The organism is Nocardioides sp. (genome assembly GCF_036503465.1).
Lineage (GTDB): Bacteria > Actinomycetota > Actinomycetes > Propionibacteriales > Nocardioidaceae > Nocardioides.
This window is the reverse complement of the sequence record NZ_DASXWU010000057.1, coordinates 11,052-36,308: the sequence shown is the minus strand read 5'-3', so window position 1 is coordinate 36,308 and position 25,257 is coordinate 11,052. Positions and strand designations below refer to the sequence as shown.

Annotated in this window: 24 protein-coding genes and 1 riboswitch; of the genes, 7 read left to right on the top strand and 17 right to left on the bottom strand. The window is 65.7% G+C overall.

Annotation, left to right across the window (positions count from 1 at the left end):
• Positions 1-2 precede the first annotated feature (2 nt).
• The 4 genes from VGK78_RS11040 to VGK78_RS11025 all read right to left on the bottom strand — a co-directional run bounded on the left by VGK78_RS11040 (position 3) and on the right by VGK78_RS11025 (position 3,460).
• Entirely contained in the window at positions 3-347 is a 345-nt protein-coding gene (locus VGK78_RS11040) for a YciI family protein (protein ID WP_331527682.1), read from the bottom strand.
• 39 nt (positions 348-386) lie between these two features.
• Positions 387-1,178 (bottom strand): SDR family NAD(P)-dependent oxidoreductase, encoded by a 792-nt coding sequence (locus VGK78_RS11035; RefSeq protein WP_331527681.1) that lies wholly within the window; start codon positions 1,176-1,178, stop codon positions 387-389.
• Between the two features lie 127 nt (positions 1,179-1,305).
• Positions 1,306-2,763: an MFS transporter gene (locus VGK78_RS11030; RefSeq protein WP_331527680.1), complete on the bottom strand. Its 1,458-nt coding sequence runs from the start codon at positions 2,761-2,763 to the stop codon at positions 1,306-1,308.
• Positions 2,764-2,839: 76 nt separating this feature from the next.
• On the bottom strand, positions 2,840-3,460 hold the full coding sequence (locus VGK78_RS11025) for a TetR/AcrR family transcriptional regulator (RefSeq protein WP_331527679.1): 621 nt from the start codon (positions 3,458-3,460) through the stop codon (positions 2,840-2,842).
• A 533-nt stretch (positions 3,461-3,993) separates the two neighbouring features.
• Positions 3,994-4,057, top strand: a riboswitch (guanidine-III (ykkC-III) riboswitch).
• 13 nt (positions 4,058-4,070) lie between these two features.
• On the opposite strand from VGK78_RS11025, the gene VGK78_RS11020 reads away from it, so the two are divergent.
• From VGK78_RS11020 to VGK78_RS11010, 3 genes are read left to right on the top strand one after another with little or no spacing between them, the layout of a single operon-like run.
• Complete coding sequence (locus tag VGK78_RS11020; protein WP_331527678.1) at positions 4,071-4,328, top strand: CBU_0592 family membrane protein; 258 nt, start codon at positions 4,071-4,073, stop codon at positions 4,326-4,328.
• Positions 4,329-4,386: 58 nt separating this feature from the next.
• A complete protein-coding gene (locus VGK78_RS11015) occupies positions 4,387-5,019 on the top strand; it encodes a helix-turn-helix domain-containing protein (RefSeq protein WP_331527677.1) in 633 nt (210 codons plus the stop codon).
• Complete coding sequence (locus VGK78_RS11010) at positions 5,012-5,773, top strand: B3/B4 domain-containing protein (RefSeq protein ID WP_331527676.1); 762 nt, start codon at positions 5,012-5,014, stop codon at positions 5,771-5,773. The genes VGK78_RS11015 and VGK78_RS11010 overlap by 8 nt, the downstream gene beginning before the upstream one ends.
• A 274-nt stretch (positions 5,774-6,047) precedes the next feature.
• On the opposite strand, the gene VGK78_RS11005 is transcribed toward VGK78_RS11010, so the two are convergent.
• The 3 genes from VGK78_RS11005 to VGK78_RS10995 form a co-directional block, all read right to left on the bottom strand.
• Positions 6,048-7,007: a phospholipase D family protein gene (locus VGK78_RS11005; protein ID WP_331527675.1), complete on the bottom strand. Its 960-nt coding sequence runs from the start codon at positions 7,005-7,007 to the stop codon at positions 6,048-6,050.
• A 271-nt stretch (positions 7,008-7,278) separates the two neighbouring features.
• Positions 7,279-8,484 carry a DUF6361 family protein gene (locus VGK78_RS11000; RefSeq protein WP_331527674.1) on the bottom strand — a complete coding sequence of 402 codons (1,206 nt, stop codon included), beginning with the start codon at positions 8,482-8,484 and terminating at the stop codon, positions 7,279-7,281.
• A gap of 277 nt (positions 8,485-8,761) precedes the next feature.
• A complete protein-coding gene (locus tag VGK78_RS10995) occupies positions 8,762-9,175 on the bottom strand; it encodes a hypothetical protein (RefSeq protein WP_331527673.1) in 414 nt (137 codons plus the stop codon).
• A 149-nt stretch (positions 9,176-9,324) separates the two neighbouring features.
• Between VGK78_RS10995 and VGK78_RS10990 the strand changes: the two genes are divergently transcribed.
• From VGK78_RS10990 to VGK78_RS10975, 4 genes are all read left to right on the top strand, one after another.
• Positions 9,325-9,756 carry a single-stranded DNA-binding protein gene (locus tag VGK78_RS10990; RefSeq protein ID WP_331527672.1) on the top strand — a complete coding sequence of 144 codons (432 nt, stop codon included), beginning with the start codon at positions 9,325-9,327 and terminating at the stop codon, positions 9,754-9,756.
• Between the two features lie 12 nt (positions 9,757-9,768).
• Positions 9,769-10,335, top strand: a complete 567-nt coding sequence (locus tag VGK78_RS10985) for a hypothetical protein (RefSeq protein WP_331527671.1) — start codon at positions 9,769-9,771, stop codon at positions 10,333-10,335.
• A 120-nt stretch (positions 10,336-10,455) separates the two neighbouring features.
• A complete protein-coding gene (locus VGK78_RS10980; RefSeq protein WP_331527670.1) occupies positions 10,456-10,752 on the top strand; it encodes a hypothetical protein in 297 nt (98 codons plus the stop codon).
• Positions 10,753-10,850: 98 nt separating this feature from the next.
• Positions 10,851-12,062 carry a hypothetical protein gene (locus tag VGK78_RS10975; RefSeq protein ID WP_331527669.1) on the top strand — a complete coding sequence of 404 codons (1,212 nt, stop codon included), beginning with the start codon at positions 10,851-10,853 and terminating at the stop codon, positions 12,060-12,062.
• Here VGK78_RS10975 and VGK78_RS10970 read toward each other — a convergent pair.
• The 10 genes from VGK78_RS10970 to VGK78_RS10925 all read right to left on the bottom strand — a co-directional run bounded on the left by VGK78_RS10970 (position 12,059) and on the right by VGK78_RS10925 (position 25,233).
• Positions 12,059-12,802 carry a YraN family protein gene (locus VGK78_RS10970; RefSeq protein WP_331527668.1) on the bottom strand — a complete coding sequence of 248 codons (744 nt, stop codon included), beginning with the start codon at positions 12,800-12,802 and terminating at the stop codon, positions 12,059-12,061. The two genes, VGK78_RS10975 and VGK78_RS10970, sit on opposite strands and share 4 nt — an antisense overlap.
• Before the next feature lie 19 nt (positions 12,803-12,821).
• A complete protein-coding gene (locus VGK78_RS10965) occupies positions 12,822-13,145 on the bottom strand; it encodes a hypothetical protein (protein ID WP_331527667.1) in 324 nt (107 codons plus the stop codon).
• Positions 13,142-13,450: a hypothetical protein gene (locus tag VGK78_RS10960; protein WP_331527666.1), complete on the bottom strand. Its 309-nt coding sequence runs from the start codon at positions 13,448-13,450 to the stop codon at positions 13,142-13,144. The genes VGK78_RS10965 and VGK78_RS10960 overlap by 4 nt, the downstream gene beginning before the upstream one ends.
• 76 nt (positions 13,451-13,526) lie before the next feature.
• Positions 13,527-14,729, bottom strand: coding sequence for a tyrosine-type recombinase/integrase (locus VGK78_RS10955; protein WP_331527665.1), 1,203 nt, complete (start codon positions 14,727-14,729; stop codon positions 13,527-13,529).
• Positions 14,730-14,735: 6 nt separating this feature from the next.
• Complete coding sequence (locus VGK78_RS10950) at positions 14,736-14,963, bottom strand: helix-turn-helix domain-containing protein (protein WP_331527664.1); 228 nt, start codon at positions 14,961-14,963, stop codon at positions 14,736-14,738.
• Between the two features lie 937 nt (positions 14,964-15,900).
• Positions 15,901-18,618, bottom strand: a complete 2,718-nt coding sequence (locus VGK78_RS10945) for a hypothetical protein (RefSeq protein ID WP_331527663.1) — start codon at positions 18,616-18,618, stop codon at positions 15,901-15,903.
• The gene (locus VGK78_RS10940; RefSeq protein WP_331527662.1) at positions 18,615-20,198 is read right to left on the bottom strand and encodes a hypothetical protein; all 1,584 of its coding nucleotides are present in this window, start codon (positions 20,196-20,198) and stop codon (positions 18,615-18,617) included. The genes VGK78_RS10945 and VGK78_RS10940 overlap by 4 nt, the downstream gene beginning before the upstream one ends.
• A 196-nt stretch (positions 20,199-20,394) precedes the next feature.
• On the bottom strand, positions 20,395-22,944 hold the full coding sequence (locus VGK78_RS10935) for a GIY-YIG nuclease family protein (RefSeq protein WP_331527661.1): 2,550 nt from the start codon (positions 22,942-22,944) through the stop codon (positions 20,395-20,397).
• The gene (locus VGK78_RS10930) at positions 22,937-24,601 is read right to left on the bottom strand and encodes an Eco57I restriction-modification methylase domain-containing protein (protein ID WP_331527660.1); all 1,665 of its coding nucleotides are present in this window, start codon (positions 24,599-24,601) and stop codon (positions 22,937-22,939) included. Before VGK78_RS10930 ends, VGK78_RS10935 begins: the two co-directional genes overlap by 8 nt.
• Positions 24,598-25,233, bottom strand: a complete 636-nt coding sequence (locus VGK78_RS10925) for a DNA methyltransferase (protein ID WP_331527659.1) — start codon at positions 25,231-25,233, stop codon at positions 24,598-24,600. Before VGK78_RS10925 ends, VGK78_RS10930 begins: the two co-directional genes overlap by 4 nt.
• Positions 25,234-25,257 lie beyond the last annotated feature (24 nt).

The following is a 25,257-nucleotide window of genomic DNA, read 5'->3' as shown; positions in this document are numbered from 1 at the left end:
CTCTACCTCTCCACCACCGCGCGTACCTCGACGGTTCCACCCATGCGGGCCACCGGGATCTTCGAAGCGAAGGTGGTCGCCGAGTCGAGGTCGGGCGCGTCGTATATGTAGTAGCCGCTCAGCTCCGCACCCGAGGCGACCGGGGGACCGGTGCTGACCATCACCTTCTCGTCCTCGACTCGCACGGTGGCGGCGGCCGCCGCCGTCTCGAGTTGGTTGCCGTCGAGCACTCCAGCGAGACGCCGAACCGATTGGAACTCGGCGGTGATCTTCGCCTGGTCCTCGGCGGACAGTTGGGCAATGACCTGGTCGGCGCCGTTGAACCTGACCTGGACGAGGTACTTCATCTGGCTTTTCCTTCCATGGTTGTCGTCGGCTCCGGCACCTCAGTGGGCCGGCCGACTTGCTGCGAGCCGCTTCGAGATCGCTGTGATCACGGCTCCCTTCATCTCCGCAAACAAGGGAGCAAGTCGCTCGCGGTCGATGGTGGTCGGCCGGTGCTCGAGGAGAGCAGTGAACGCCTCGTCAACGGCCTCCTCCGCCGAGATCGCATCGACCGGAAGGTCGATCGCCTCGAGGCCGATCCGGTCGACCACGGGCGTCTTCACGAGCACGGGCACCAGCACCGTGACGTCGACGCCCGCGGACTCCAGCTCCTCGTGGAGGGCTTCCCCGAGGCTCAGTGGGTAGGCCTTCGTCGCGCTGTCGTTGGCCATGTAGGTGAGCCCACCAGCTCCCGCAGCGGCCGAGACCAGCACCAGTCCGCCTCTGCCGCGCTCGGAAAGTCGGCGGCCGAAGTGGTGCGCGAGCTCGAGGTGCGTGATGACGTTGAGTTGGACGATCTCTCGGAGGCCGGCGAGGGGCAGCGAGATGAACGGGCCCGGGTTGCCCGCGCCCGCATTGGACACGACGAGGCCGATGTCCAGGTCGTCGGTCGCCTCGGCGATCCGGTCGAGGATTCCGTCCTGGCCGAGGTCGAGCGAGATCGTGCGCGTGTCCACGTGGTGATCTCGCTGCAGCGAGGTCGCCACGTCGCGGAGCCGCTCCTGACTGCGCGCGACGAGCACGACGTTGATCCCACTCGCCGCGATCTGCCGCGCGAACTCCGCTCCGATCCCCGAGGAAGCCCCGGTGACCAGTGCCCAGGGCCCGTAGACCTGTCGGTCGATCTGTCTCATGTTGCTACCTTCCGTTCATCGATTGGTGACCTCTCCCGTGACGGGCGACCGCTGGCATGGCTCGATCGGCTGGCGATCAGGGATGAGGAGATGCCTTCGGCCTCGCGCCAGGACGGGACCGGATCGCTCAGGTCATGACCTCTGGAGCCGGAACCTCCGGCGCGACCCCGGGTGTCGTCGTCACGGTCCGCGTGTTCGGAGCGAGGAACCCGATGAGGGCAGCGAGTGCCACGAAGACCGCGCCACCGAGCACTGCCCGGCTGTATCCGCTGGTCAGCGCCGCATCACTCGGCACACCCGCCGCGAGCAGGTCCCGGGTCCGATGGGTCGCGAGGGCCGAGAACACGGCGATCGCCAAGGCGGTCCCGAGCTGCTGGGAGGCGTTGAGCAGGCCGGCCGCCAGGCCGGCCTCGTCCGGCGGAACGCCGGTGTTCGCGGCACTGGTCACGGTGACCAGGAGCGCGCCCAGGCCGACGCCCATGACCAGGAGACCCGGGAGCAGGTCGGGGCCGTACGACCCGTCGACCGGGATGCGGGACAGCAGATACATCCCGCCTGCCGAGACGAGCGCACTCACGACGATGATCGGGCGCGTTCCGATCCTCCCGACCAGCACCGCGCACAGCCCGGCGGCCAGCATGATCACCACCGTCACTGGCAAGTACGCCGAACCGCCCTGGATCGGCGAGAACCCGAGGACTTCCTGCATGTACAGCGTGAGGAAGAAGAACGAACCGGTGAAGCCGCCGAAGGCGGCGAGCTGGATGACATCGGCGGCCGCGATGCCGGGGATGCCCAACAGGCTGAGAGGGAAGAGCGGGTGAGCGGCTCGTCGCTCGTTGAGCACGAACGCGACGAGCAGTAGCCCTGCGGTCGCGAGTTCGCCGATCGTGCGAGCGGTGCCCCACCCCCGGTCGGGGGCCTCGATGAGCGCATGCAACCCGAGCAGCATCCCGCCGGTGACCAGGAAGGCGCCGATCGTGTCGAAGCCGGATCCACGGTGCAGCGCACTGTCCGGAGAGAGCAGCACGACCGCGGCCACGATCATCGCCACACAGATCGGGACGTTGACGAGCAGCACCCAACGCCACCCTGGTCCCTCGGAGAGAACACCGCCGAAGAAGATCCCGGCCGCGGCTCCAAGGGCGCTCATCGCCCCCCACGCCCCCAGGGCCTTGTTCCGTGCCGGCCCGCGGAACGTGGTCATCAGGATCGAGAGGCCAGCAGGTGCCATGATCGCCGCTCCAACCCCCTGCACGGTGCGGGCGATCACGAGCGCCTCACTGCTGGGCGCCAGCGCGCCGGCCAGCGAGAACAGCCCGAACACTGTCGTACCCACGACCAGCATCCGGCGCCTGCCGAGCAGATCGCTCGCGCGCCCGCCCAGGAGCAGGAACCCGCCGTAGGTCACCAGGTAGCCGCTGATCACCCACTGCAGGCTCTGCTGGGTGAAGTCGAGATCCTCCTGGATGCTCGGCAGCGCGACGTTGAGGATCGCGGTGTCGACCACGTCCATGAACTGCACCACGCAGACCAGGAGAAGGATCAACCGGCCACGACGACCGGCAACGGCGGAGTCGAACATGTGAGCCTCCTGCACAGGAATGGACCATTTGGTCCAGTTTCTTGGAGGCTAGCACTAACTGGACTCAGCGGTCCACTTATTCTCGCAAGCTCGCGAGCCGGTCCAGGGCGCCGTCGAGGGCGACCTCCAGTGGCGTGGGGTCGTTCCGCACCTGACTGAGGAACATGCCTCCCTCGAGAGCGGTCAGCAGCCCCAGGGCCAGGTGTCCGGTGTCGGCATCCGCACGCAACTCGCCGGCGGCCTTGATGCGTTGGAGCGCGCGCTCGAGATGGTTCTCCCACGCCGCGAAGGCCTCGACCACCAACTGGCGCGCCGGTTCCGGGCCGGAGCTCAGCTCACCGGCCAGGGTCCCGATCGGGCATCCCTTGAGCTCACGGGCGTACTCGGCAGCAAACGCCCGCAGCAACGTTTTCAGGTCCGACAACGCGCTCACGCTCTCGAAGGCCGGCCCGAGCTGCCCGAGGAACTCGTCGCAGCGATGGGCCACCGCAGCCTCCACCAACGCATCCCGATCGGAGAAGTAGTGGTACATCTGGCTCTTGCTCGACCCGGCCGATGTCAGCACTTCGTCGAGACGCATCTGGTGGATGCCGTGGTCGACAACCGACTGGACGGCGGCCTCGACGAGCCGCTCGCGACTGGCCTGGCCCCGCCGGGTCTTCGGGGTCGTTTCCTTCGCCGGTTGGGAAGCGCTCACGCTGTGAGAATAGCCTCCCTCTGGACCATCCGGTCCAAGTTCTACGGCCAGACGGCGAGGCGGGCCCGGCGCCACGAGCGTGCGACGCGCACAGGGCGTCATGGATGTCTCGGCCCCGAATGGACAGATGATCAGGTCCCACAAACCTTTCAGGCGCGGAACCCGTAGGTTCCGCGCCTGAGATTCGTAGCGGGGGCGGGATTTGAACCCGCGACCTCTGGACGAGATCGGCCGCTACGGATTGGCTTGGAGGATCGCGGACTTCCTCGGATTTACGCGGGAAGACCTTGCACTGCACCTCGGATTGTAACGGGCGAGCGTGGGTCCGATCGGACTGTAAGTGGCCGGTTTCTGCCAGCGGATTGAATCTTGCGCCGTCAGCGCGACAGCCATGACCCTTCGCCCAACTCCGACGCGAGTGCCCATTCGTCCGTACCTCGGTGAGCTCAAGGATGGCCGCCGGCAACCCGATCGTCCCTGGCCTGGTGACGTATCTGACCGCCCACAGGCTGTCGGGACCCGACACAATGGTGGGAGCGCCCGAGCGGGCGACCGGACGAGGCACGCCGTACCCGGCCAGCGACAAGACGGTGTCCTGAGGAGCCTTGTCATGTACGACGTCGTCCAGGTCACCGGTTCGCTGCTGATCCTCGTCGCTTTCGTGGCGGCTCTGGGCGGACGCCTGCAGCAGTCGTCCTACACCTACCTTGCGGTCAACTTCGCGGGTTCGGCTGTGCTGACCATCACGGCTGTTTTGAGCCGGGAGTGGGGTTTCATCCTGCTCGAGGGTGTGTGGGCCGCGGTCTCGTTCTGGTCGATGGTCCGGAAGTCGCTCGGGCGCCCGGTCGCCGTCTCCCACGGCAGCTGAGCCGGCCCGCGACCCCGTCCGACTTGAGATGCACTATCTAGTGCACTATATTGCACACATGGATCTGAGCACCGCTTCGCTCGCCTCCGCCATCGGTGGCCGGGTCCGTCACGAGCGGCAAGCTCGTCATCTGACCCTCGACCAGCTGTCCGACCTGGCCGGCGTGAGCCGCCGGATGCTGGTCAACGTCGAGCAGGGTGCAGCCAACCCCAGTGTGGGGACGTTGCTGCGGCTCAGCGACGCCCTCGGCGTCGGACTCCCGGCTCTGGTCGAACCCCCGGAGACGGCACCTTTGAAGGTGACCCGGAGCGGGGAGGGCGCAGCACTGTGGACCGGCGACGCCGGCGGCCGCGGCGTCCTGGTAGCCGGCACCCAGCCGCCCGACGTCCTTGAGCTGTGGGACTGGACCCTCGGACCTGGGGACGCCCACACCAGCGAGGCCCACGCCGCCGGGACCCACGAGCTCCTGCAAGTTCACCAGGGCAGCGTCACCGTGACGGTCGGCGACCAGCAAGCCACCCTCAACGCCGGCGACGCCATCGGGTTCGCCGGAGACGTCGACCATGGATACGCCAACGCCGGCACGAAACCGGCCCGGTTCTCCCTCGCCGTCTTCGAGCCCGGAGTCGGCACTTCCCTCAAGTCCAACAAGACCGGTAAGGCGGCGCAGGTGGGTGCGAAGGATGCCTGACCTCAGTTCCTTCCTCGACGGCGCCGGTGTCGACAGCGCGGTCTTCGGGCTGCGCCCGGACTACCGCGTCCTGCTCCTTGCTGTCGATGGCATCACACCAGGAGCCAGCGATCAGCACAGCGAGGCACTGCTCGCCGCCGCGGAGGCGGCGGTGCGCGAGCTCGACGGCCATGCGGTCGAGGAGCTTCCCCACATCGCCTCCTGGCGGGAGGCGTATCGGGCGTTCGGCGCGAAGCCGCAACGCACCCGCAATAGCCTCGAAGCGCTCACCAGGCGCGCCGGCTCCGAGGCAGGTCTGCCGCGAGTCCACCGGCTCACCGACCTCTACAACGCAGTCTCGGTACTCCACCAGATCCCGCTCGGCGGCGAAGACCTGAACCGCTACGACGGGCCACCGCGGCTCGCGCGCGCCACCGGCGAGGAGCCGTTCCACACCGTCACCGACGGAGCCGACATCGTCGAGCACCCCGAACCCGGCGAGGTCGTGTGGTGCGACGAAACCGGCGTGACCTGCCGCCGCTGGAACTGGCGCCAAGGACGACGCACGCAACTCACAGATGACACCACGACCGCACTGTTCATCCTCGATGCGCTCGACCCGATGACCGACGAGGCCCTCGACGCTGTCGCCGACGACCTGCTCGCTCATTTTGCCCGGCTCGGCCCCGACGTCCGCTCAGCCCGCCGGACCATCCGGGCCGGAAGCGCAGACCAGCCCAGACCCGTACGACCGCAACCAGGAGAACTCCCATGATGTGCTGCCAGTTCATCTTCAAGCCCGGCACCTACGACGACGACTTCCACCGCCTCGACGCCCAGATCGACGAATACGCCCGCAGCCTGCCCGGCCTCCAGCGCGTCGAGAAGTACCTCTCGCCCGACGGTGACGTGGTCAACGCCATCTACTACTTCGCCGACCAGAAGGACGTCGCCAAGCTCGCCCGGTTCCCAACCCACCGCGAGGCCAAGGGACAGGTCGCACGCTGGTACGACGGGTATCGCATCGTCATCAGCCAGGTCACCGCCACCTACGGCGACGACCGCCTCCCCGCCGACGAACCGGCTGTTGCGGTGACCGTCACGGTGTGGGTGATCTCCGAGATCGCGCGGAGGACGTCGTCGAGGTCCTTCTGCTCGTCTTCCTGCGAATCCGGCTTGGCTCCGCCGACCGGCTGATAGCTCTCTAGCAGAGTTCGGAACGGAGCATCGTCGCCGAGGAACGCGTCGATGCCGAGGTGTTTGCGCGGTCCCTCGAACTCGACGCAGAACTCGACATTGGTCCTCAGCGCAGCGTCCGTTGCGTTGGTAGATCCGATGATCAGGCGTGCTCGGTGTGCCCGGCCGTGAGGCTCGATGACGTACATCTTCGCGTGCAGGTGACCGAGGAGTCCCTGGGCTGGACCGTCGGCTGGCTTCTCTCCGGCTTCTGGCTCGTCGCGGAAGCCGGCGAGGGTGTCGATGATGAAGGCGTCGAGCCTTGCGACCGACTCGGGAGTGAGCTTCTCCAGTTCCTCCTGCCGCGAAAGGATCGAGATCGGGCCGTCAGGTCGGATGAGGTTGAGCCCGTTGTCGTTGACGAAAGGTGACACGACGAGGTGGCGCGCCCCGGCGAAGTCGATCGACCCCTCACGACCGTGGTCGAGATAGTGGAACGTGACGCTCTCGACAGCTTCGGGGTATTCCCATTCAACGAAACCGGCCTCGGTCGCCAGCCTCTCGACGCGAGCCGTCCTTTCAGCGTCGAGTGGCCGGATCGTTCGGCCGGGCATGCTGCGCAGGAACGCCTGCAGCGGCCGGTTCTCGCGAAGAGCCCGGCGACTGAGGCCGGAAGAGTCCAGTCGTACGGCCAGGTCCCACGAAGCGTCGGCGGTGAGATTCCTGGTCAACACCAGAAGGCGGTAGGCCGACCGCTGGTCGTCATCCGTGTACTTCACGAACCAGACCTTGGGGTGGAAGAGGCCTCCGCTCGGGCGGCGTACCTCGTGCACCATCGGTTCCAGGAACGCAAGGAGATCGGGGGCCTTGCCCGGGACGCCGATGTTCCCTCCCTGGCAGAACACGTCGAGCCGCTGCGCCGTCCGGCGCACCGACTCCAAAGCCGCGACCGGGTCGGGAATGCGACCGGAGAACGAGTACGAGCTGAACGCAAGCGCCGGGATGAGAGTCGCCGTCAGGTCGAGCGTGAAGGTCGTGGCCACGGCACTGTCGAACGTGAAGCCGGTGGACGGCTTGAGCTCGCGCAAGAGGACAGCGCGACTGTCAGGAGCGAGCATCGCGACCAAGCCCCTTCACGATGTCGTTCACGATGACGCGCACCGTGCCCCAGCGAAATGCCAACTGCCCCGCGCCAGAGGCCCCCGACCAGGTCGCAAGCATGCGCGGGTTCAGGAGCCGGGATTGCTTGCCCTTGCGCTCCTCTCGCGCGCGCACCGACTGGCGGAGATCCCGATTGTCAGCCACGCCGGAATACGCGCCGCTTCGGATCGCACCAACCCATGCTTCAACGAACATTTGTGCACGCTTGTCGATCCGCGGGTTCGTCGATAGGACGAGTTCCCACATCCGCTCGATGTTCCAATGCTGAAGGTTGTCCAGGTTCGGGGTGACGAAGTCCTCGATCCATGCGTCGAGTTCGCCGCGGTAGTAGGCCCCGGCGTCTTCAATCCGGTTCAGGGTGGCGTTCGCGTCGTACATCTCGCCGATGAGCAGGTTGTAGAGCAGCGAGGCCCCATGCATGACGCCGCTGAACCGGTACGCGTGATCGAGAACCTCGAACTGCTCGCGATCGACGACATCCCACGCGAAGCTCGTGCCATCAGGAATGGCAAGCCTTCGATCCAGGAGGTGGGCAAGGACCGACTCTGGAGCCGCAGCGACGATCCGATCACGGAGCCATTCGGCCTCGGCCAGTTCGAGGTCAAAGCCGCCGGGCACGGCCTTTGGGAAGTCAGCCGGGGGGTCGGGAACGCCCGCATCCCAATCCGCGGAGATGCGGGCGCTGAGCTCGGTCGACCCGTCTCCGATTCCGGCCCCAGCCAGGAGACCGAGGTCATTGTCGTGGGTCAAGATGTCGTAGCGACGAAGACCCGACCAGTAAATGGTCGAGGGCAGGTTCTTGATGCTTGGTCCCTTCCGCCGCCCGATCAGTCCAACGGCGTCCTCAAGGTTCGAGTCGAGAAGTGTCTTGATGAGCTCTCGCTCCTGCTGCTCACCGCGGACGACCACCGCACGACCGCGAACCTGTGCGGCCTTACCGTGGCTGTAACACCACGGCACGAACAGGAAGTAGCGCGCTCGTGTCTGGATGACGGAGGTTCCAGGGAAGAGAAGGTCGCTAAAGGCATCCCGGATCTGGCCGATGCCGAGTTCGTCGCGACCCTCCTGCTGGGTGAACAGGCTGATGAGCTCCCGGGCAGCGCGCTGCTCCTCGGGAGTCGAATCAAGCCAAGCGATGAGCGATGTCATCGCTGCCGGACTTCGGCGGCGAACTCGCCCTCAGGCGTTGCCATCTGGTCTTGCGGACCGTCCTGTGTGAACGTCCAAGCCACACCGCACGAACTGCACTCTCGGTTGTACCCGGGGTGGACACAGCCGACCCACTGGACCCATTCAGGGGCGCCCATGACGTCAGGTCCCGACGGCATACCGATGACCAGGTGGATCACGGAACCGGATCCGCACGATGGGCAGGTGCCACGCGGAACTTCGTACGACGCCTCGTCGGCGCCATCTGATGGCAGCATCACTCGGATTCTCCGTCGTCCATCATGTTGAAGAGCCGAACCTTGCCAAGTGCCCCCTGCAAGACGGTGATGAGCTCATCGTCAGCGAGCGCCGTCACGTTGGGCGCGTCGTCTGTCTGGGAACCGTCCGCTCCGTATGGCTCGAAATCGTCAACGGTCTGCGCACACGAGCGCACGAGGTCGATGACGCTCAGCGGGAAGTCGAAGGTGGAGCCAATCGCCTCATTGTTTCCCTGAACGATGACCTCAAGTGAGGTCTTGTCTCGGTCATCGTTCCAGCCCTCTTCAACGCCGACGGGCCTCGCGAAGAGGAACATCAGCAGGGTCTCGACATCGCCGATTCCATCGATGTCGACGACGTTCAGCAACTCCTCGGTGTCGTCAACGACCGTGGTGAATCGGGTGTCTGTCATGACTTGATTCTCCCAGAGACGTCCGACAGAAGCGGGCCAAATCGTTCGTGCTCGACGTTGCTCGCCGACGCGATCAGAAGGCTGTGGTTGCACACCTGACTCCTGAGAGCGGTCGCCATCCGGGCGCCGCCCGACGTCAGGAGTCAGCGATGACGATTCCCACCCAGATGAGCCTTCAGGGGTTCATCGCGACCGCGCCGGAGCTCACGTTCACCGGCAAGGGGCACGCGCGGTTCTACTGCCGGGTCGGCATCGAGCAGCACCGCAAGGAGGTCGATGGGTCGTTCACGAAGCTCGACTCTGTCTACTGCGATCTGGTGCTCTTCGACCGCGCGGCTGAGCGGGCGTACCCGCGGTTCAAGCCCGGCGACCAGATCGTCGCCTCGGGCTACATCCACGAGTACGAGCAGGAGCGCCCCGGCGGTCCCAGCCAGATCCGGGAGCAGTTCGTCGCCCGCCGGATCGGACACGACTGTGCCCGGACCCGCTACGTCGTGGACCGCACGCCGGCCGAGCAGCCCGACCCGCCGACCAACGAGATGACGGTGGTCAACGAGCCTGCCCAGGCCGTCGGCATCTGACGGGCGCGAGCGATGACAACCGACTTCGATCAGCCCGCGGTGGTGGATGTCGAAGACGGCGACTCGTACGGCGGTCCCGACCAAGCGTTCGGGACCGCCGACTTCGATGACCAAGACTCGCTGCGACCCATCAACTGGAACCTGCTCACCGCTGACGAGGCCATGGCCGAATGGACCGATCTGGACGCGTGGGTGGATTGGCTGCGCCTGACCTACGGGCTGCCGCCGACGGTGGTGCCGCCGTACTGGCATCGCCACGACGAGCTGGTCTGGGAACTCTCCGCGCTCCACACCCACTGGCTCAACGCCTACAACTCCGAGGGCACCCCCTCGGGGCCGATCGGGTGGCATCGCGACTTCGCCGAGTGCCGCAATCGGCTGCGCGAGTGGGTCTCCACGGCTGGCTGCCGGCTGGACCGCGACCGACCCACGAGGCAGACCACCTGGCCCGGCGAGGCCCTACGCGAGACAGGCGGGGAGGTCGAGATCGTCGATCGCTATGCCGACTTCCTCCTGTTCGTCCGGGACGACGTCGCCGCGCGCCGGCAGATCGAGGAACAGGTTCGCGCCGCGTCGTAGGCCCGCTCACACAGGCGCGACTCGCCGAGTTGTCCACAGTGCCGCCGTCTCGACGCGGCCCAACCCATGGGTCGCGCCGACGGTGGAAGGTCAGCCATCCCTCCCGAAAAGGAACCCATCATGTTGCTCGCCCACGCGGTCACCCTCGCCGAGGCCCGCTCCTATGTCGCCGCCCTCGCCGATCACGCGGTCAGCATCGACGCCTCGATCGAGTACGACCGCGTCCTGCTCCAGATCGACTTCATCCACGGCGACCTCATCCCCGCCATCAGCCCCGTCCCGATCACCGACCGCGACGTGCTGTTCACCGTCGCGGAGTCGGCCATCGAGGACCTCGCCACGCACGGGATCGACGGCCTAACCGTCGAACTGGTCCTGGACATGCTCTACGCCGCTCGCGAGCTGGACGCCCCGTGATGTACGGCGAGAACACGCGGCTGCTGCGCGACTCGCTCCGCAAGTTGCTGACCCAGCACCGCATCCAGCAACGCATCGGCGGCGCCGGGCTCCACACCGTGCCCGAGACCACCACCGTCACCGAACGCAAGGAGATCGGCGAACAGATCGCCCGCTACCGCCACGCCGTCCTCCTGTGGTGCCACCAAGCCATGCAGGCCGCGAACCCACGCATCAACCTCACCGGAACCAGCGCCCGCGCCCGCGGCCCGGCCGAGGAACTGCGCTACCGCCTCGACGCCGCCATCAACGCCGACCCCGCCGGGCTGCCGACAATCGACGAACTCGTCACAGACCAACGCTTCGAGCTGGTCGACCTCTGGCGGCAAGCCGCCCGAGCCTGTGCCCTCGGAGAGCACGACTTCGACGCCGGAGTCGGCTACGGACGCCTGTCCGACGCCGAGTGCATGACCGTGATCCGCGACGCCGCCGAGATCACCCGCGCCCTCGTCGGCCTGGACCGGCGCTACTCCAACATCACCGGCTGGAAGCAGTTGAAGGACCCCGGACGCCTCGGCCGCGCGGCCGAGGTCTGCGCGGCGTACTCCGGCTACGGCGACCCCGACTACTCCGTCGACCGACGCGGCTGGAAACCACCCACACGCCCCATCGACGGCCCCGCCCTGCCGGGCATCACCGGGGTCCTGCAAGAACAGCACAACCTGCTGCTCCACCTGATCAAGTTCCCCGACGCCCAAAGCCTGCGCGTCATCATGGACTCCCAACGCATCGTCTCCCTCGAAGCCGCGCGCCGCCTCACCAACAGCAACCCCGAGCTTGCAGCCCGCTGGCAGCGGCGTGCCGAGACCTACGGACGCCTCATCCATCAGACCCGTGACGTCGGCGGGCTCTACGGCAAGGGCGGACTCGCCGCCGGGGAAGGCTCGGTCGCGGCAGCCCGAGCGCAGAAGCTGCCCGACGACGCAATGAACGACCCCACCCAAGTACGACGACTCGAACGTATCAGCGCCGGCATTGACGAGCGCGTGTGCACCGCGGTCGAACTCGGCATCAAGGAGCGCCTCTACTTCCAGCGCGTCCTCGCCCCCGCCATCGAGAAGGACAACGGCGACCTGGTCAGAGGTCCACGACGCGAGTGGCTGCCCATCACCGGCCCCGTCCAGACCGAGCTCCTCGCCATCGTGCGCAACGAACTGCGCCCGACGCCGGTCAAGCGCAAGCCACCCAAGGAAGCCGCGCAGAGCCGCCTCGACTTCGAGACAGCGATCGAACATCGTCCCGAGCCCCGGGGCACCGGGATCGGGCGTTAGCCGAAGTCGACGGCCCCTTCCTCGTCGACCCACCACACAACGATTCCCGCAGCGGACAACGAGCCCTGTGTTTCGCTGAAGAGGTCTCGGTACCGATTGAAGTCTGGAAGCGCGATCACGCTGCTCCAGCCTGGCTCCCTGCCACGCAGTCGCATCGCGGCGAGCACGGCAGCGGCAAACCAGTGGCCGGCCTGAGTGCTTGGCCGGGTCTTCTTGTGCTCGCCCGCGCGAGCTGGGTCGGCGTAGGTCCTGCTCGGATAGCCCTTGACCTCAACCGCAACCGTTGTGCCTTCACGCGAGGCGATCACGTCGATCCCGTGCTCCTTGGTCGCGGTGTTCGCGACGGAGAGAACGCGATAGCCGCGGGCTGCCAGCGCGGTCACGACTGACGCCTGGACGTTGGCTTCCGTGTGCCACTCCTCACCGCTAAGGTCGCGGACAACCGTCAAGCCGGGCTTCGCCGTCTCCGTGGCGACAGGTGCCCCGTCCCGGCTCTCGATCTGCCCTTGCAGCGGGAAGCCGAGGGCTGCCAAGTGTCGGCATGCCGTGTGGGAGATGAACTCCGAACGTGGCACGCCCACGGCGACCTCGAAGGCTTGCTTCACTGGATACCAGACCCCGTTCACCTGGACGGCGTGTTCGCGGATGGGCTCCGGCATCACTCCAGCCAACCGCGCCTCTGCAACGTCGCTGGACAGCTCGTACCGGGTGCCGTTGAGAGTAAATGCCGCGAGTGCCACGAGCTGAACCTATCGGCGGTCAGGCGCTGAGGGCCTTACGCCGCACGGCCGCGAGGTCGGTCTCCAGCTTGTCCAGTGCGGATTTGAGGTCGTCGGCCGGTGCGATCGCTTGGAGGACGAGCGCGCGCACCACCGTCGAGACCGGGAGGCCGCGCTGTTCGGCGTACTGCGTCAGATCGTCGAACTCGTCCTCGCGGAAGCGGACCTGGAGGTTGCGTGCACGCGGATATCCGCGCGTGACCTTGACGTGGCTCGGCAACGGCTCATTCGGGTCGCTTCCAGCCTCGGCTTCCTCGACCGCCTTGGCCTCGGCGGCGAGCAGGTCGTCGATCTTCTCTTTCATGGGGCTTCTCCTTCCTCGCCGGCGTAGCTGCCTTCGTTGTATATGCGGCGGTCCTTCTCGTTGGCTGACCACCCGTTCACGCCGTACTCGGTTCCCTCGTGGTGAAGCACGATGACCGTGACGATGTCGTCGGCGATGGTCGAGAAGCCGATGATTCGGACGCTTTCGCCGCTTGTGCTGTTGTAGTCGGGGTCGATGACGATCCGGTTTGGATCGCCAAGCGCGTCGTCTGCCACCTGTGGCGTGATGCCGTGCTGGCGTTGCATGTACTCGCCGCGCTTCGACCAGTCGAGGCGCTCGAACACACGCTTATCGTAATGCATTTCATTACGCAGCGGTAGAGCCGTGACCCCTGCTCGGTCTTCTGCGGCTTCCTCATGGTCAGACGGCATCCTGGCCACCTCCCAGCCGAGGAGCCAGCGCCTCCAATATGTCTGCCGTGACCGGGTCGACGGTCTCGTCAGGCTGGATGTAGTGCTCCTTGGTGATCTTGCTGGATGTGTGCCCGAGCATCTCGGCCGCCAGGTCCGGGCCGCTGGCACGATCAAGGAACGTGGCAACGGTCCGCCGGAAGGAGTGCGGGGTGACGCCCTCAATCTCGACGTCCTCCAGCACCGCGCGCAGTCGGCGACGGATGTTGTTCGTCGTCAATGGGGTGTGGTTGCGACTGAAGAAGATCAAGTGCTCGGGCTCTTCACCCGCGATGAGCACGAGTCGCTGGCGGAGCACCTCAGCAGCAAAGGACGGCACGGAAACGTTTCGGGTCGACTTCTGCGTCTTGGGGTGAGGTTGACGATGGGTGGGCTTGCCCTTCGGGGACACGATGGTGCCGCATATACGGACTGTCGCGGGAGAATCGGTGACATCGACATCGCACTTCCGGATCGCGAGCACCTCGCCGATGCGAGCCGACGTGCCGAGCATGACCTCGATGATTTGCTCCAATTGGCCGTCCGGGGGCGGGCCTGCGAACCCAGCACCTCGACGCCAACTCCGCGCCGCCGTGCGGATCACGTCGATCTGCTCGACCGTGAGCGCCTGGGCCTGCCCAGGCGGCTTCTGCAACCGGACGGTGTCACGCACCGGGTTGCGGGGGATGGCGTCGTACCGCACCGCCAGACCGAACGCGAGGCTCAACACCGTGCGAGCCTGCTTGGCGGTGCTGTAGCTCTTGGTCGAGGCCAGCGTCTTGATGAACTGGTCGACCTTACGCACAGTGATCTCGCGCAGCGTGTAGTTGGCGAAGGCCGGCATGACCAGCTTCTCCATGTTGCGTTCGTAGAGGTCGCGAGTGGACGGCGCGAGCTTGTTCTCCAAGTCGAGGTCGGCGAGCCAGACGTCGACGAGTTGCCGAAACGAGCTGCTGCCCGACAACTCGCCTTGGCCGACGCTCTGCTCGGCACGCTCTGCGAGCAACTCCTTCAGTCTGCGTGCTGCCGCCTGCTGGGTCGAAGCCGTCGTCTGGACCCGGCGAAGTTGGCCATCGTGGTCACGGAACCGGGCAAACGCGCGCACGCGACCGCCGGGAGCCTTCTCGTAGTAGATCTCCCCGAACGTGCCGATCGGGGTGCGGGGCCTAGGCATGGCTCATCACCGTCCGTCCGGTCCACGACCGGGCTCGACCTCGCGCTGCTCCGTGAGCCAATGGAGAACGTCGCTCACCGCAAAGCGGACTCGTCCGCCCACGCGAATCGCGCAGGGACCCTTGCCATCGGTGCGCCAGTCGCGAATCGTCGTGACCGGCACATCGAGGTACTCGGCAAGAGCCTCGATCGTCAGCAGCGGCTCCAGGCCGCTCATGGTGGTGTTGGTATCCATGACCAACAGGTGTGCTGGCCGTTCCACGCGCCTCCGTGGCGCTCCATGACATCCCATGCCGTTCCCCGCAACGGGGCTTCCGGAGGGCTCCTCGGCCAAGTTTCTGGCCGGTTTCTGGCTGTCGTATCAAATCTCAAATGCTTTCAGGCTCGGAGATCCACGATCTCCGAGCCTGAAATTCGTAGCGGGGGCAGGATTTGAACCTGCGACCTCTGGGACGATCTGGTCCGATTTCCGCTACTTCGGAATGTCTTTGGTCAGCTGCGGTTGACTCGATCTACACGGAGATCGGCTGGCTGCCGACGCCGCCACTCTACCGGTTGTCTCCGGTCATCTCGGTGTCGATCGTCCTGTCTGTGATGGGTTTTCGATGGGCACCCCCGCCCGGCAGATCGCATGGTGAGACGCGGCCGGCAGAATCTTCCGCGTTGGTTGTCACCGGTTGTCTTCCGTTGTCTCGTACTGTCTTCGACCACTTCGGAGTTGCCGATGCCGAGCAGGAATCGGCGGTTGACATCAGCTCCGACCACGCGCACCGTCGAGTGCATGACCTCCCTGCCGCCGATGGCTCGGCTCCTGCCGAAGCGCGCGGTGCCGCCGCGGCAGCGGCACCGGGAGCACGGTCCCGGCGAGTCGCCAGGCCCGCGTCGGCAAGTGTTTCTGAGCGCTTGAACGTGTGGACTGCACGGCGGTGCCGATTCGGCACCACCGTCCGCAAACCTGCAGGTCACACGGTCCCGGACCGGAGCCGGGACCGGGACCGGGTCCGTAGGGAAGTTCTGGCAGGAGCCCCGGTGCCGGTGACTCACCGGCACCGCACCGGGTGCGGGACCGTCGCCAGGAACCTGCAGGTCACACGGTGCCGCCGAATCCGCGGCACCGTGCCGGGCGCGGGACCGTAGTACCCGGTCGTGCACCCGGTGCACAACCGTGGGCGTCATGCCGATGCCGCCACGTGGGACCGCTGCATGAGCTCCTCGCGCAGGAGTTCGACCTTGCTCATCCACGACGGCCACGGAACGGCAAGCGCATCGAGGTCTTCATCGTCACCGTCGACCATGACAATGCCGTCCTCGGCATCTGCGTCCCAGAACGCCACCGCACTGCCGTTGCCCTCGAAGCGGATGCGCCAGTACTCACCGGGGTGGCCCGCGAAGGAAGCCGCCACGACGACCCTGCCGAGCATTTCGGTGGCGAGTGCCGGCGTGAGTCCCGGCAGGGTTTCGGTCACGACGAGGGTCGTCGCGTCGTAGTTTGCCCGGGCTCGACGGACGGTTTCCTTTCGCCAGTGAGCCGACCCTCGCGCGATCCCCAGGCCGCCCACGACAACATCGAGAATGTCCGTCGGCCCCTGCGGCGACGCCGCGCGGGACAGGGAGTCCAGCAAGCCACTAGCCATTGCGGCAGCGCCAACCGACTCCTCCAGCAGGTCGGGGCTGAGGCTGAAATCCTCGTCCACGAGCAGGTGCTGCGTCAGCTCCCGCAGCCTCGCGACATCCTGACCAGACGCCGGTCCGTCCGCTGCTGCAGCGAGCCCGCGAACGGTAGCAACCTTCGCATGACCTTCCCGCAGCACTTGTCGGACTACCTCGGCGGCTTCGTCATCGAGCCCCTCAGCGATGCCGGCTATGTCAGGGCTGCCCCAGAGGAATGCCCACGTCCCAAGTTGAGCGTCCAGCGCAACCAGAGGCGAGATGGCGCTCCGCTCCACCAACCGAGCAAGCAGGTGGTTGAAGATGATCGCGTTGGTAGCCGCCGGAATGGGGCCGAGTTCCTCGATGAAGCCCGAGTCTGCGAGCGCCTCGGAGTAGCGGCGGGAGAACCGGTCGAACGCCATCCGTGTGCGAGTGCTGACCGGAAGGCGACGCCTCAGCAGCTCGTCTTCGAGTTCGTCTTCGCGCTCGTCGTCGCCTTCTGAGGACGTGGTGTCGCCCTCATGCGCGAGCTCGTCCTCAGCTTCGGACGGATTGACAGCCTCCAGGCCGATTTCGCCGAGTCGACCGGCTATCGCGGCAAGGATCACCTGAATGTCCGTCGGCGCTGCGCCGGGTCCGCCGCTGCGCCCGAAGTAGCCGCCGTAGCGGTGATCGCGACGCACGCGGGTCCAGTCGAGGTCTTCGAGCCTGATCGACGGTTCCCCGTCATCGTCGGTGGCGACAGGGGTCGGCTCGTTGCCTTTCGCGATCCGCCAGACCGATGCGCGGTCGATGATAAGCGTCGCGTCGAGCTCTTGGAGAAGCTCGTACAGCTCCGCGTCTTGCTCCGGAAGGTCGCCCACGTGCTGCAGTCGATCCCGCTGGCCCACCCGTTCGAGCCGCCCGCGCAACTGGGCGACGTGGTATGGCCACGAGTGGCTGATCTGCCTGTCGTCGCCGTCAAGCATGACCTGGATCCGGCCACCTTCGGCCAGTCGATCCGCGGACTCCCGCGCCAGAGCCAGTCGAACCTGGGCGCCGTCGATCTCCGTCGACGTCCACTCAAGCGGGCGACCGGCGTGGTCCTCGACCACAATCGAGGTTCCGTCCGGGATCGATCGGTCGAAGGCCAACGTGAGTCTGGCCCCGTCGAGCCTGCTCCACAACAGAACCGGGTGCGGCTCCTCGACCCTCTCTCCGGGTGGGGCGCCCTGATAGCTGATCTTGAGTGACGCCGGATCGCCGATCTTGCTGCGCTCCAGGTGGGAGTAGAGCGAGTCGAATGCTCCCCGCTCACCGTGGTTGATGACGCTGAGCTCGACGTTCCCGTTCATCGCGGACCGAAGCAATGCGGTGCGCGACAGGTTGGCAGAGCCGGTGAGCAGGGTCTCCGAGTCGCCCTGGATCAGGTGCACCCACTTCGCGTGGATGTAGGCGCTCGGCTCGGACTTGACCTGGACTCGCTCGAGGACCGGACCCGGGGCATTCCTCATCACGTTCTGGATGGAAACCGGATCCGCCGACGTGGCGTCGGTGAGCAGGAGGCGGGTGCGCTTGGGCTGAAATTGCTCGATGAGGGCTCGTAGCGCAGCGCAGTCGGCGTCATGGAACGGAGCATGCGCGATGAGTTCATCGACCGGCCCGTCGACCTCCGCCCGCAGCTGGTCAATGACCGGGTCATCGAGACTGCTCCGCAGCGCTGACGGGCTGTCGGGTGCCGGCGGGATCCACGGCGACTGGCCCCACGCTGTTTGTAGCAGTTCGACGACGGGCGGATCGAGCACGCCGCGCTGAGCCAGCCCGTCAATGTGGGCCCGTGCCGAGGCGAACTCCTGTAGGTGCTCCGAGCGCTCGTCGCTGTAGGCGTACACATGCCAGAGCTCTCCGGGGGCCGCGTATCCCTCGTACCCAAGGTTCCCCGAGCCGACCACTAAGAGCCCGCTCGAAGGTCCAAGCAGCGCGATCAACTTGCCGTGTGCCGCGCGAGGGTGACGGACAGGAGCTGCGACGTACGCCTTGTTCGCGAGCCGACGCCGCTGGCCCGTCCGGGCCGACTCGGCGAGTGTCTCGCTGAGCTGGCCATCGTCGGCGAGCACGATGCGCAGCGGGATCTGAGCGAGCTGCCCCAACAGCCTCGTCTCAAAGAAGGTGAGGTCGGCGCCGTAGGTGCAGATCAGGGCTGTCGTCCACTGTCCCTGGAGGAGCTCGGGGATGACGACGTCTGCTCGGGGCGAGTTCACGCACTCTCCGGATCCGGTTCGCCGAATGGCGCCGACGCGTCTGCGAGGGCTCTCCCGGGCAAGTCTCCGTCGACCAGGAGTCGCTGGCCTGACTCGGTGAGTTCACGGTCAGATTCATTGAATGTCGAGACCCAACCGAGTTCATGCACGGTTGTGCTGAGAGCACGGAAGCGGCTGTCATTGAAGACCGCTGGCGACTCTTGGGCGAAGAACCTGACGGCATCGCCGATGCGTCGCACCCGGTAGGTGTCGTCAGGGAGTTTCGCCGTCGCCACTCGCTCGTGCTGGACGATCACGAAGTCCTCGATCAGCCATCGGGCAAGCTCGCCGAGCGTTGGGGCTCGCAGCATGCGCTGGTTCAGCTGGTGCATGAACCTCGCCATGCCGATGCGGAGACTCCCTCCCTCTGCGACGAGGACCTGCTCCTTGGCGTACTCCAGTGCGCGGCTTGGAAGTCCGAAACGCTCCCGCAGTAGTAGCACCATCGCAAGGAGCGCCACCATGGTGCGGCCGTCATCCTCGTCGTACTCGCGGCAGGCGGTGTAGAGCGCGTGCTCGTCGAGGGCTTCGGTGCGTGGCCAGATGCCGTCGGCATCGGGCGACGCGTCGACCTCGGCGAGAAGCCCCTCAAGTAGGGAAGACGCGCGGGTACGGGCATCCACCGCTGGAAGGTCCAGCCGCAGGTCGTCTCCCTGAGAGCTACCGTCCACGGCGTCGTCGACGAGTGCCCACAACTCCGCCTTCGGAAGGACCGTAAGTCCGCCGTCGGTCGCGGCGAGCCCGCGGCGCGAGACCCAGCGGAGCAGGCGGTTGAAGACGTACGCGAAGTACTCCCGGCCCTGGTACACGCGCCAGCGGCGGGCAACGTCCACCAACTCAAGCCGCGGCACGTAGTCGGAGCCGTCGAGTTGCCGGAAGTAGATGAGCTGCCGGAAGTCGTCCTGCGAGAGTTCTACTGCTTGTCGGCAGGTACTGAGATCCAGCAGCATTCGCAGGGTCTCGCCGCGTGAGGCCACCTCAGCGGGTGTCCCCGAGTGGAGGAACAGGTCCCGCAACAGGGGTAGGTCGTGCGCCTCCGCCGCACGCAACTGGCACAGGCATCCCCTCCGCGCGAACTCGACAAGGGCCTCGCGTGGCACCGGCTCTGAGACCTTGTTCTCCGCGAGCCGACGAGCAACTTCGGTGCCAGCGACAGCGCTCCGGAATGCCTCGGCGAGTGCCCGCCCGATTGGGGTCGGGGCGTCGACCGGGAATCCGTTAGCTGGCGACGCCACGACGAGCGACCCGGTCAGCTCCATCGCTGAGCGGTAGTAGAGCCCGTAACCGCCGAGCGGCTCCTTGATGTAATCGAACTGTGGGTCGAAGTCCGGATCGTTCACCTTGGCACTGATCCGCCGGCTGCCGTTCACGTTGCCCGCGACGGTGGCGTGCTCGGGCGCGTCACACACATGGCAAGCCATCGAGAAGATGGCCTCGCGGGGCCGGTAGAAGCCGACGAAGCTGGCGCGGTTGCGGGGAAGATCCGCTGCCCAGAAGTCGTCGAGCACCCAGGAGTAGAACGACCAGTATCGCGGGTGCACCGTCAGCACGTTGATGCCTGGCGATAGCGCGGGGAGGATGCGGTCGGAGCTGACCGAGCCCAGCCCGAGGTGATCCTGGCCAGACTTCGGAGCGAAAGCGCGGGCGCCCCACGCAGGGCCGGTCTGCTCCCAGCCCCACCCCCCGCTGGGCTTCGTCAAAGAATCAGTCATCCGTCAACTTCCTCGCCGAGCCGAGTCAGGCTTCCTTTGCAATCACCGTGTCGTAGAGACCGAAGTGGCGCAGCCCCTCGTGGCTCTCGATCCCGGTGTAGGACAGCGATGAGTCCTCGTAGCGACGGAAGGCGAAGACTGCCTGGTTCATGTGGGCGCTGTTGAAGACGTTGAGCGACACGAGCAGGTGGAAGTCATCGACCGTGAGGCCGGTGACGGCCTTGAACAGGTCGGGCTCCAGCTTGGTGATCACGTCCTTGAGGGTGTTCTCACGGAAGTCGGTGAGGTACATGAACGCCGGGATTCGGGTGGCGAACTTGATCAGCTTCTCCTGGATCTGCTTCCGCTTGGACTTGTACTCCTTCTCCTCCTCGCTGAGCTCCTTCTTCTCCTTGGGCGTGATGTCCTCGCCCTTCTCCTTCTTCGAGGCCTTGACCTTCTCGGACTTGTTGATGACCGTCTCGAACACGTCGGCGCCGAGCGCCCGGAAGCCCTCGATGTTCATGATCGCGGCCATCGCCTTGGGGTCGTTCATGATCTTTCGGAGGGTGTCGTTGTCCACGTTGACCAGCAGCGCGGACTCCCACTTGCGGGCGAGCAGTGTCGCTGAGGTGCCTGCCATGGCGATGTCGAGGATGCCGCCGGCATCGACCTGGGTCATGTGGGAGCCGTCGTAGGCCAGAACTGGCAGGAAGTTCACGAGTTCCTTGACGGCGTCCTCGGGGTTCGAGGTCTCTGGGGAGAGGCCAGCGCCGTACTCGGCGATCTGGCGCAGAGCACGGGTAGGGGCGAAGTCGAAGACGAAGCAGACCGGCTTGAGGATCTCTTCCTTGTTCGGGTCATCGCCCTCGGGGTTCTTGATCGACCATGGCGACTGCACCCTGAAGGCTGCCTGGAAGTAGGTCTCCGGCGAGTTGAGGTTGCGCAGCATCAGGATCGATGACCACTGCGGCACTGTCACGCCGGTGGTGAGCTTGCCGCAGGACAGGGTGATCGACTTGGAGTCGAAGCCGCTGCCGATTGCCTTCTTGACCGGTGGGAGTGCGGCGAGGCCGACGCCCGCGCCGGTGCCTGCGACCGTGCGCACCTGGTAATCCTGGAAGAAGATGTTCTGCTTCTCGGCCAACAGGTTCGCCATCGCGTGGCACGACGCGACGGTCGGCAGGAACCAGAACGAGTGGTTCAGGTACGGGAGCAGACGTACGTCGGAGTATGGGAACGGAGGCTTCTTCGCCCCGAGCTTGAGGTTGTCCACGTTCGCCGCTGAGTACGCGCCGCGGAGGATGTCGAGCCACTTCTGGACGTCGTTCTTGTGCTTTAACGTCGCCGCGGTCCCGGTGCCGGTCGCTGCGAAGAACTCGCCAAGGTCGAACTCGTCGAACTCGCCTTGGCTCGCAATCGCGATCAGCTCGTCGGGCATCTGGTAGGTCAGCAACCGCATCTCCGGCAGCGCGGCGTAGGGGTTCTTCTTGTCCGGATGCTTGATCGGCCACGCCTGCTTGGCGCGCTGTTCGTCGGTGTAGGTCCAATTGAAGATCTGCTCCTCGATGAACTCTCCGGTCGCCAACGCCTTGAACGGTGTGCCGGAGAGGTAGAGGTACGCCTTGGTGGTGATCGGCAGGAACTCGGCCTCGGCCTCACCGAGTTCGTCGAGCTCCTCGTTGAACCCTTCGAGGTCGGGATTGAACTCGGCCTTGAGCTCCTTCTTGGCCTCGGCGTCGTCCTCGCCCTCGAACAGCTCCTTGGCGTTGTCGCGCCACGCGCCGAAGTGGTACTCGTCGAAGACGACGAGGTCCCAGTTGGTCTCGTGCAGCCAAGCGTTCTTGGCCTTGATGTTGCCGGACTTGTCCTTGCCGAGCAGATCCTGGAACGACCCGAAGTAGACGAGTGGGCGCTTCTTGTCGGCGGTCGTTGGGTCGCTGCCGGTGGCCTTGGACAGATACTGCCAGCCGTCGAAGTCGGCGTGGTCCTGGAGGTCCTTCTGCCAAGCGTCCTCGACTGCCGGCTTGAAGGTCACCACAAGCACCTTGGTCGCGCCCAGCTTCTTGGCGAGCTGGTAGGTAGCGAAGGTCTTGCCGAACCGCATCTTCGCGTTCCACAGGAAGCGCGGGACCGCGTGCATGTCCTCCTTCCAGATCGAGTGGAAGTAGGCGTGCGTCTTCGCGACGGCCTCGGCCTGCTCAGGCCGCATCGGGAAGGTGTCGGAATGCGTGCCGCCGTAGACGACACCTGTGCGCAACTCGTTGAGCACAGTGATGACGTCAGCGAGACCGCACCGGAACCACTCCGCGCCGACCTCGGTGACGTGCTCGATGCCCTTCATGCGCAGCAGGGCGTGGACCTCGGCGTCGCCGAACAGAGTGCCCTCGATGGTCTCGGCGGGCTCGTCGAGGACAATCTTGAAGTTCTTGATCCCGGCCGTCTTGAGTTGCTCCCCGACCCGCTTCTTCACGTCTCGGGCTGTCTGGCCGATCTTCAATAGACCTGCATGCGCGTCGTCGTGGATCTCGTAGGCGTAGATCCGCAGTCGGGCCTCCGGCTTCTCCGGCAGGAGGTCCGCGATGGGCCTACTCATCAGCGTCATCCGATGGGGCTTCATCCACCACGGCGTCGTCGTGCGCAGCGACCTGCGACTCTATGAAGGCGATCTCATCCTTCGTCAGGCCGTACCGCTCGTAGAGCTTCGCGTCCGTCCAGTCCTCCTCCAACGGAAGGTCCGGCACGAACGAGTAGACGTCCCGCGTCGCGTGCTGCGTTTGCTTGCGCAGGGAAACCAAGAACCGGACGAACCGGGAGCGGAGATATGTGGCGTACCTTGTCGCCTCCTGCTCGGTGTCGAATCGACCTGCTACGAGATAGGTCTCCGAGCAGGCCGTCCCTGGGCCAGCAATGATCGGCTTGCTGAGGAACTTCGTTTCGACCGCTGCACTTGTGCCCTGGACGGCGGTCATCAAGACCTTCCAGTCGTCCACCCAGTTACGGTTCACGGGAATCTCCGACCGGTTGATCCACGAGACCTTCTGCGAGCCGAATAGCTTCACCGCGTCCTGCAGCCCCACGTCAGACGCCTTGCCGTGGAAGTTGGTTGGGAGTCCGAACGGCTTTCGGCTCGACACCCGTGAGTCCAGCGTGGGCTCTTTATTGGCGGTCACCTTGTCCAACACGGAGACAGCGTCGTTCCAGCGGATCAGAACGTCGTAGGCATCGAGGAACCGAGCGGAAGGTGCTCCTACTGGCTGGCCGTCCCACATCGTCTGGATCGTGCACGGGCCGTCGTGGTCCCTGTCCCACAGGAAGTACGAGATGCCCCCACGAATCTTGACCCCCGGGAACCCGTCGTACAGCTTCGGATAGTCGACGAGCTTGCGCATTCTCCGGTCCGCGAGCATTCGCTCGCGGTACTGGTCGAGACCCTTGCCACCGGCGAACCAGCGAGAGGGGGTGACCATGACGACGTACCGAGGGTCGAGGTCGAGCGCCTTCTCGACGAACTTCTGGTAGATCGGCGCGGCACTCGTCCCGAAGCCGCCGTCGTCGAGCTGGTACGGCGGGTTGCCAATGATGACGTCGAATTGCATGTCGTCTCCAAACAGCCCGGCGACCCGAGCGTTGATGTCGTCGGTGTGAATGAAGGCGTAGGCGTGGGTCTCCAAGCCCTCACCACGGTCCAACGTCTTCTGGCTGGCACCGCAGTACTTGCACTTGCCATTGGTGAACTTCTTGACCTGGTTGCCGCCAGCGTCGGCGCTGTAGACCCACTCGGTGCCACCGACCCAGGTGTGCTCGATCGACTCGAACCAGACGTTGCCATCCTCGGTGTCGAACGACGAAGCGATGGAGTGCTTCCCGTTAGCACTCTTGGAGCAGTAGAGGCTGCGGCGCGCGATCAGACTGGTGAGTTGGGTGATGCCGATGCCGAAGACCTGCTTGGCCAGGATGTGGTCGACCCGCTTCTCCAGGTCGGGGATCTCCGACTCCAGTCCCTTCACGAGCCGCGTGGTGATCTCGCGAAGGAAGACACCCGACTTGGTGAACGGGTCGAGGTAACGCAGCGTCGAGTCGGCCCAGATGTTCGCGCCGTCGTGGTCCTTTGCCCACGCCTCCTCGATGAGGTCGAGCATCTGGCTGGCGAACTCCGGCGGGGTGAACACCTCGTCGTTGGACAAGTTGGCGATGCAGGTCAGCACGTCGGGGTTGCGATTGCGCATGCTGAACGGGACCTGCTCGGTCATGCGGCGCCCTCCGCGATCTCGTCGACCGTGAGGTCGCCGTGGTCCCTGGTCGGGGTGAAGATCTCATGCTTGCCGAGGTCCGCGAACAAGGTGTCTTCCTCGCCGAAGGACGACGACTGAGTCATCGTGTCGAAGCGGAAGTCGCGGCGGTGGAACCTGCCCTTGCCTAGGTAGGTCCATTCAGCGAAGGTGATCGGGCGCAGTGGAGCGGTGTTCGTGGTCATGGCCAATGCGTCGCCGTGGACGATGTTGACCGACAGCACGGCCGAGGCCGCTTCTGCCCAGAGCATGTCCGCGTCACCGAGGAACGTCGTGAACACCTCAAGCAGAATGGCCCGGCACTCGGCGACGTTGTCGGGCAGCAGTTCGATGCCGTAGATCGACATGAGGGCGAGCAAGGCGTGGTGGCGCCGCTCAAAGTCGCTCCGGCCATAGCGGGCCTCGACGGTGCCGAGCTTGCGGAGCAGCACGGGAACAAGGAAGTTGCCCGAGCCGCAGGCCGGCTCGAGGAAACGTGAGTCGATGCGTTCGGCCTCGGCGTGGACCAAGCTGATCATCGCCTCGACCAGATCCGGCGGGGTGAATACCTCCCCGTGGTCCGCGACACGTTGCTTCGACCGCACCAAGTTCACGTCGGCAGCCTATTCGGGACGGCC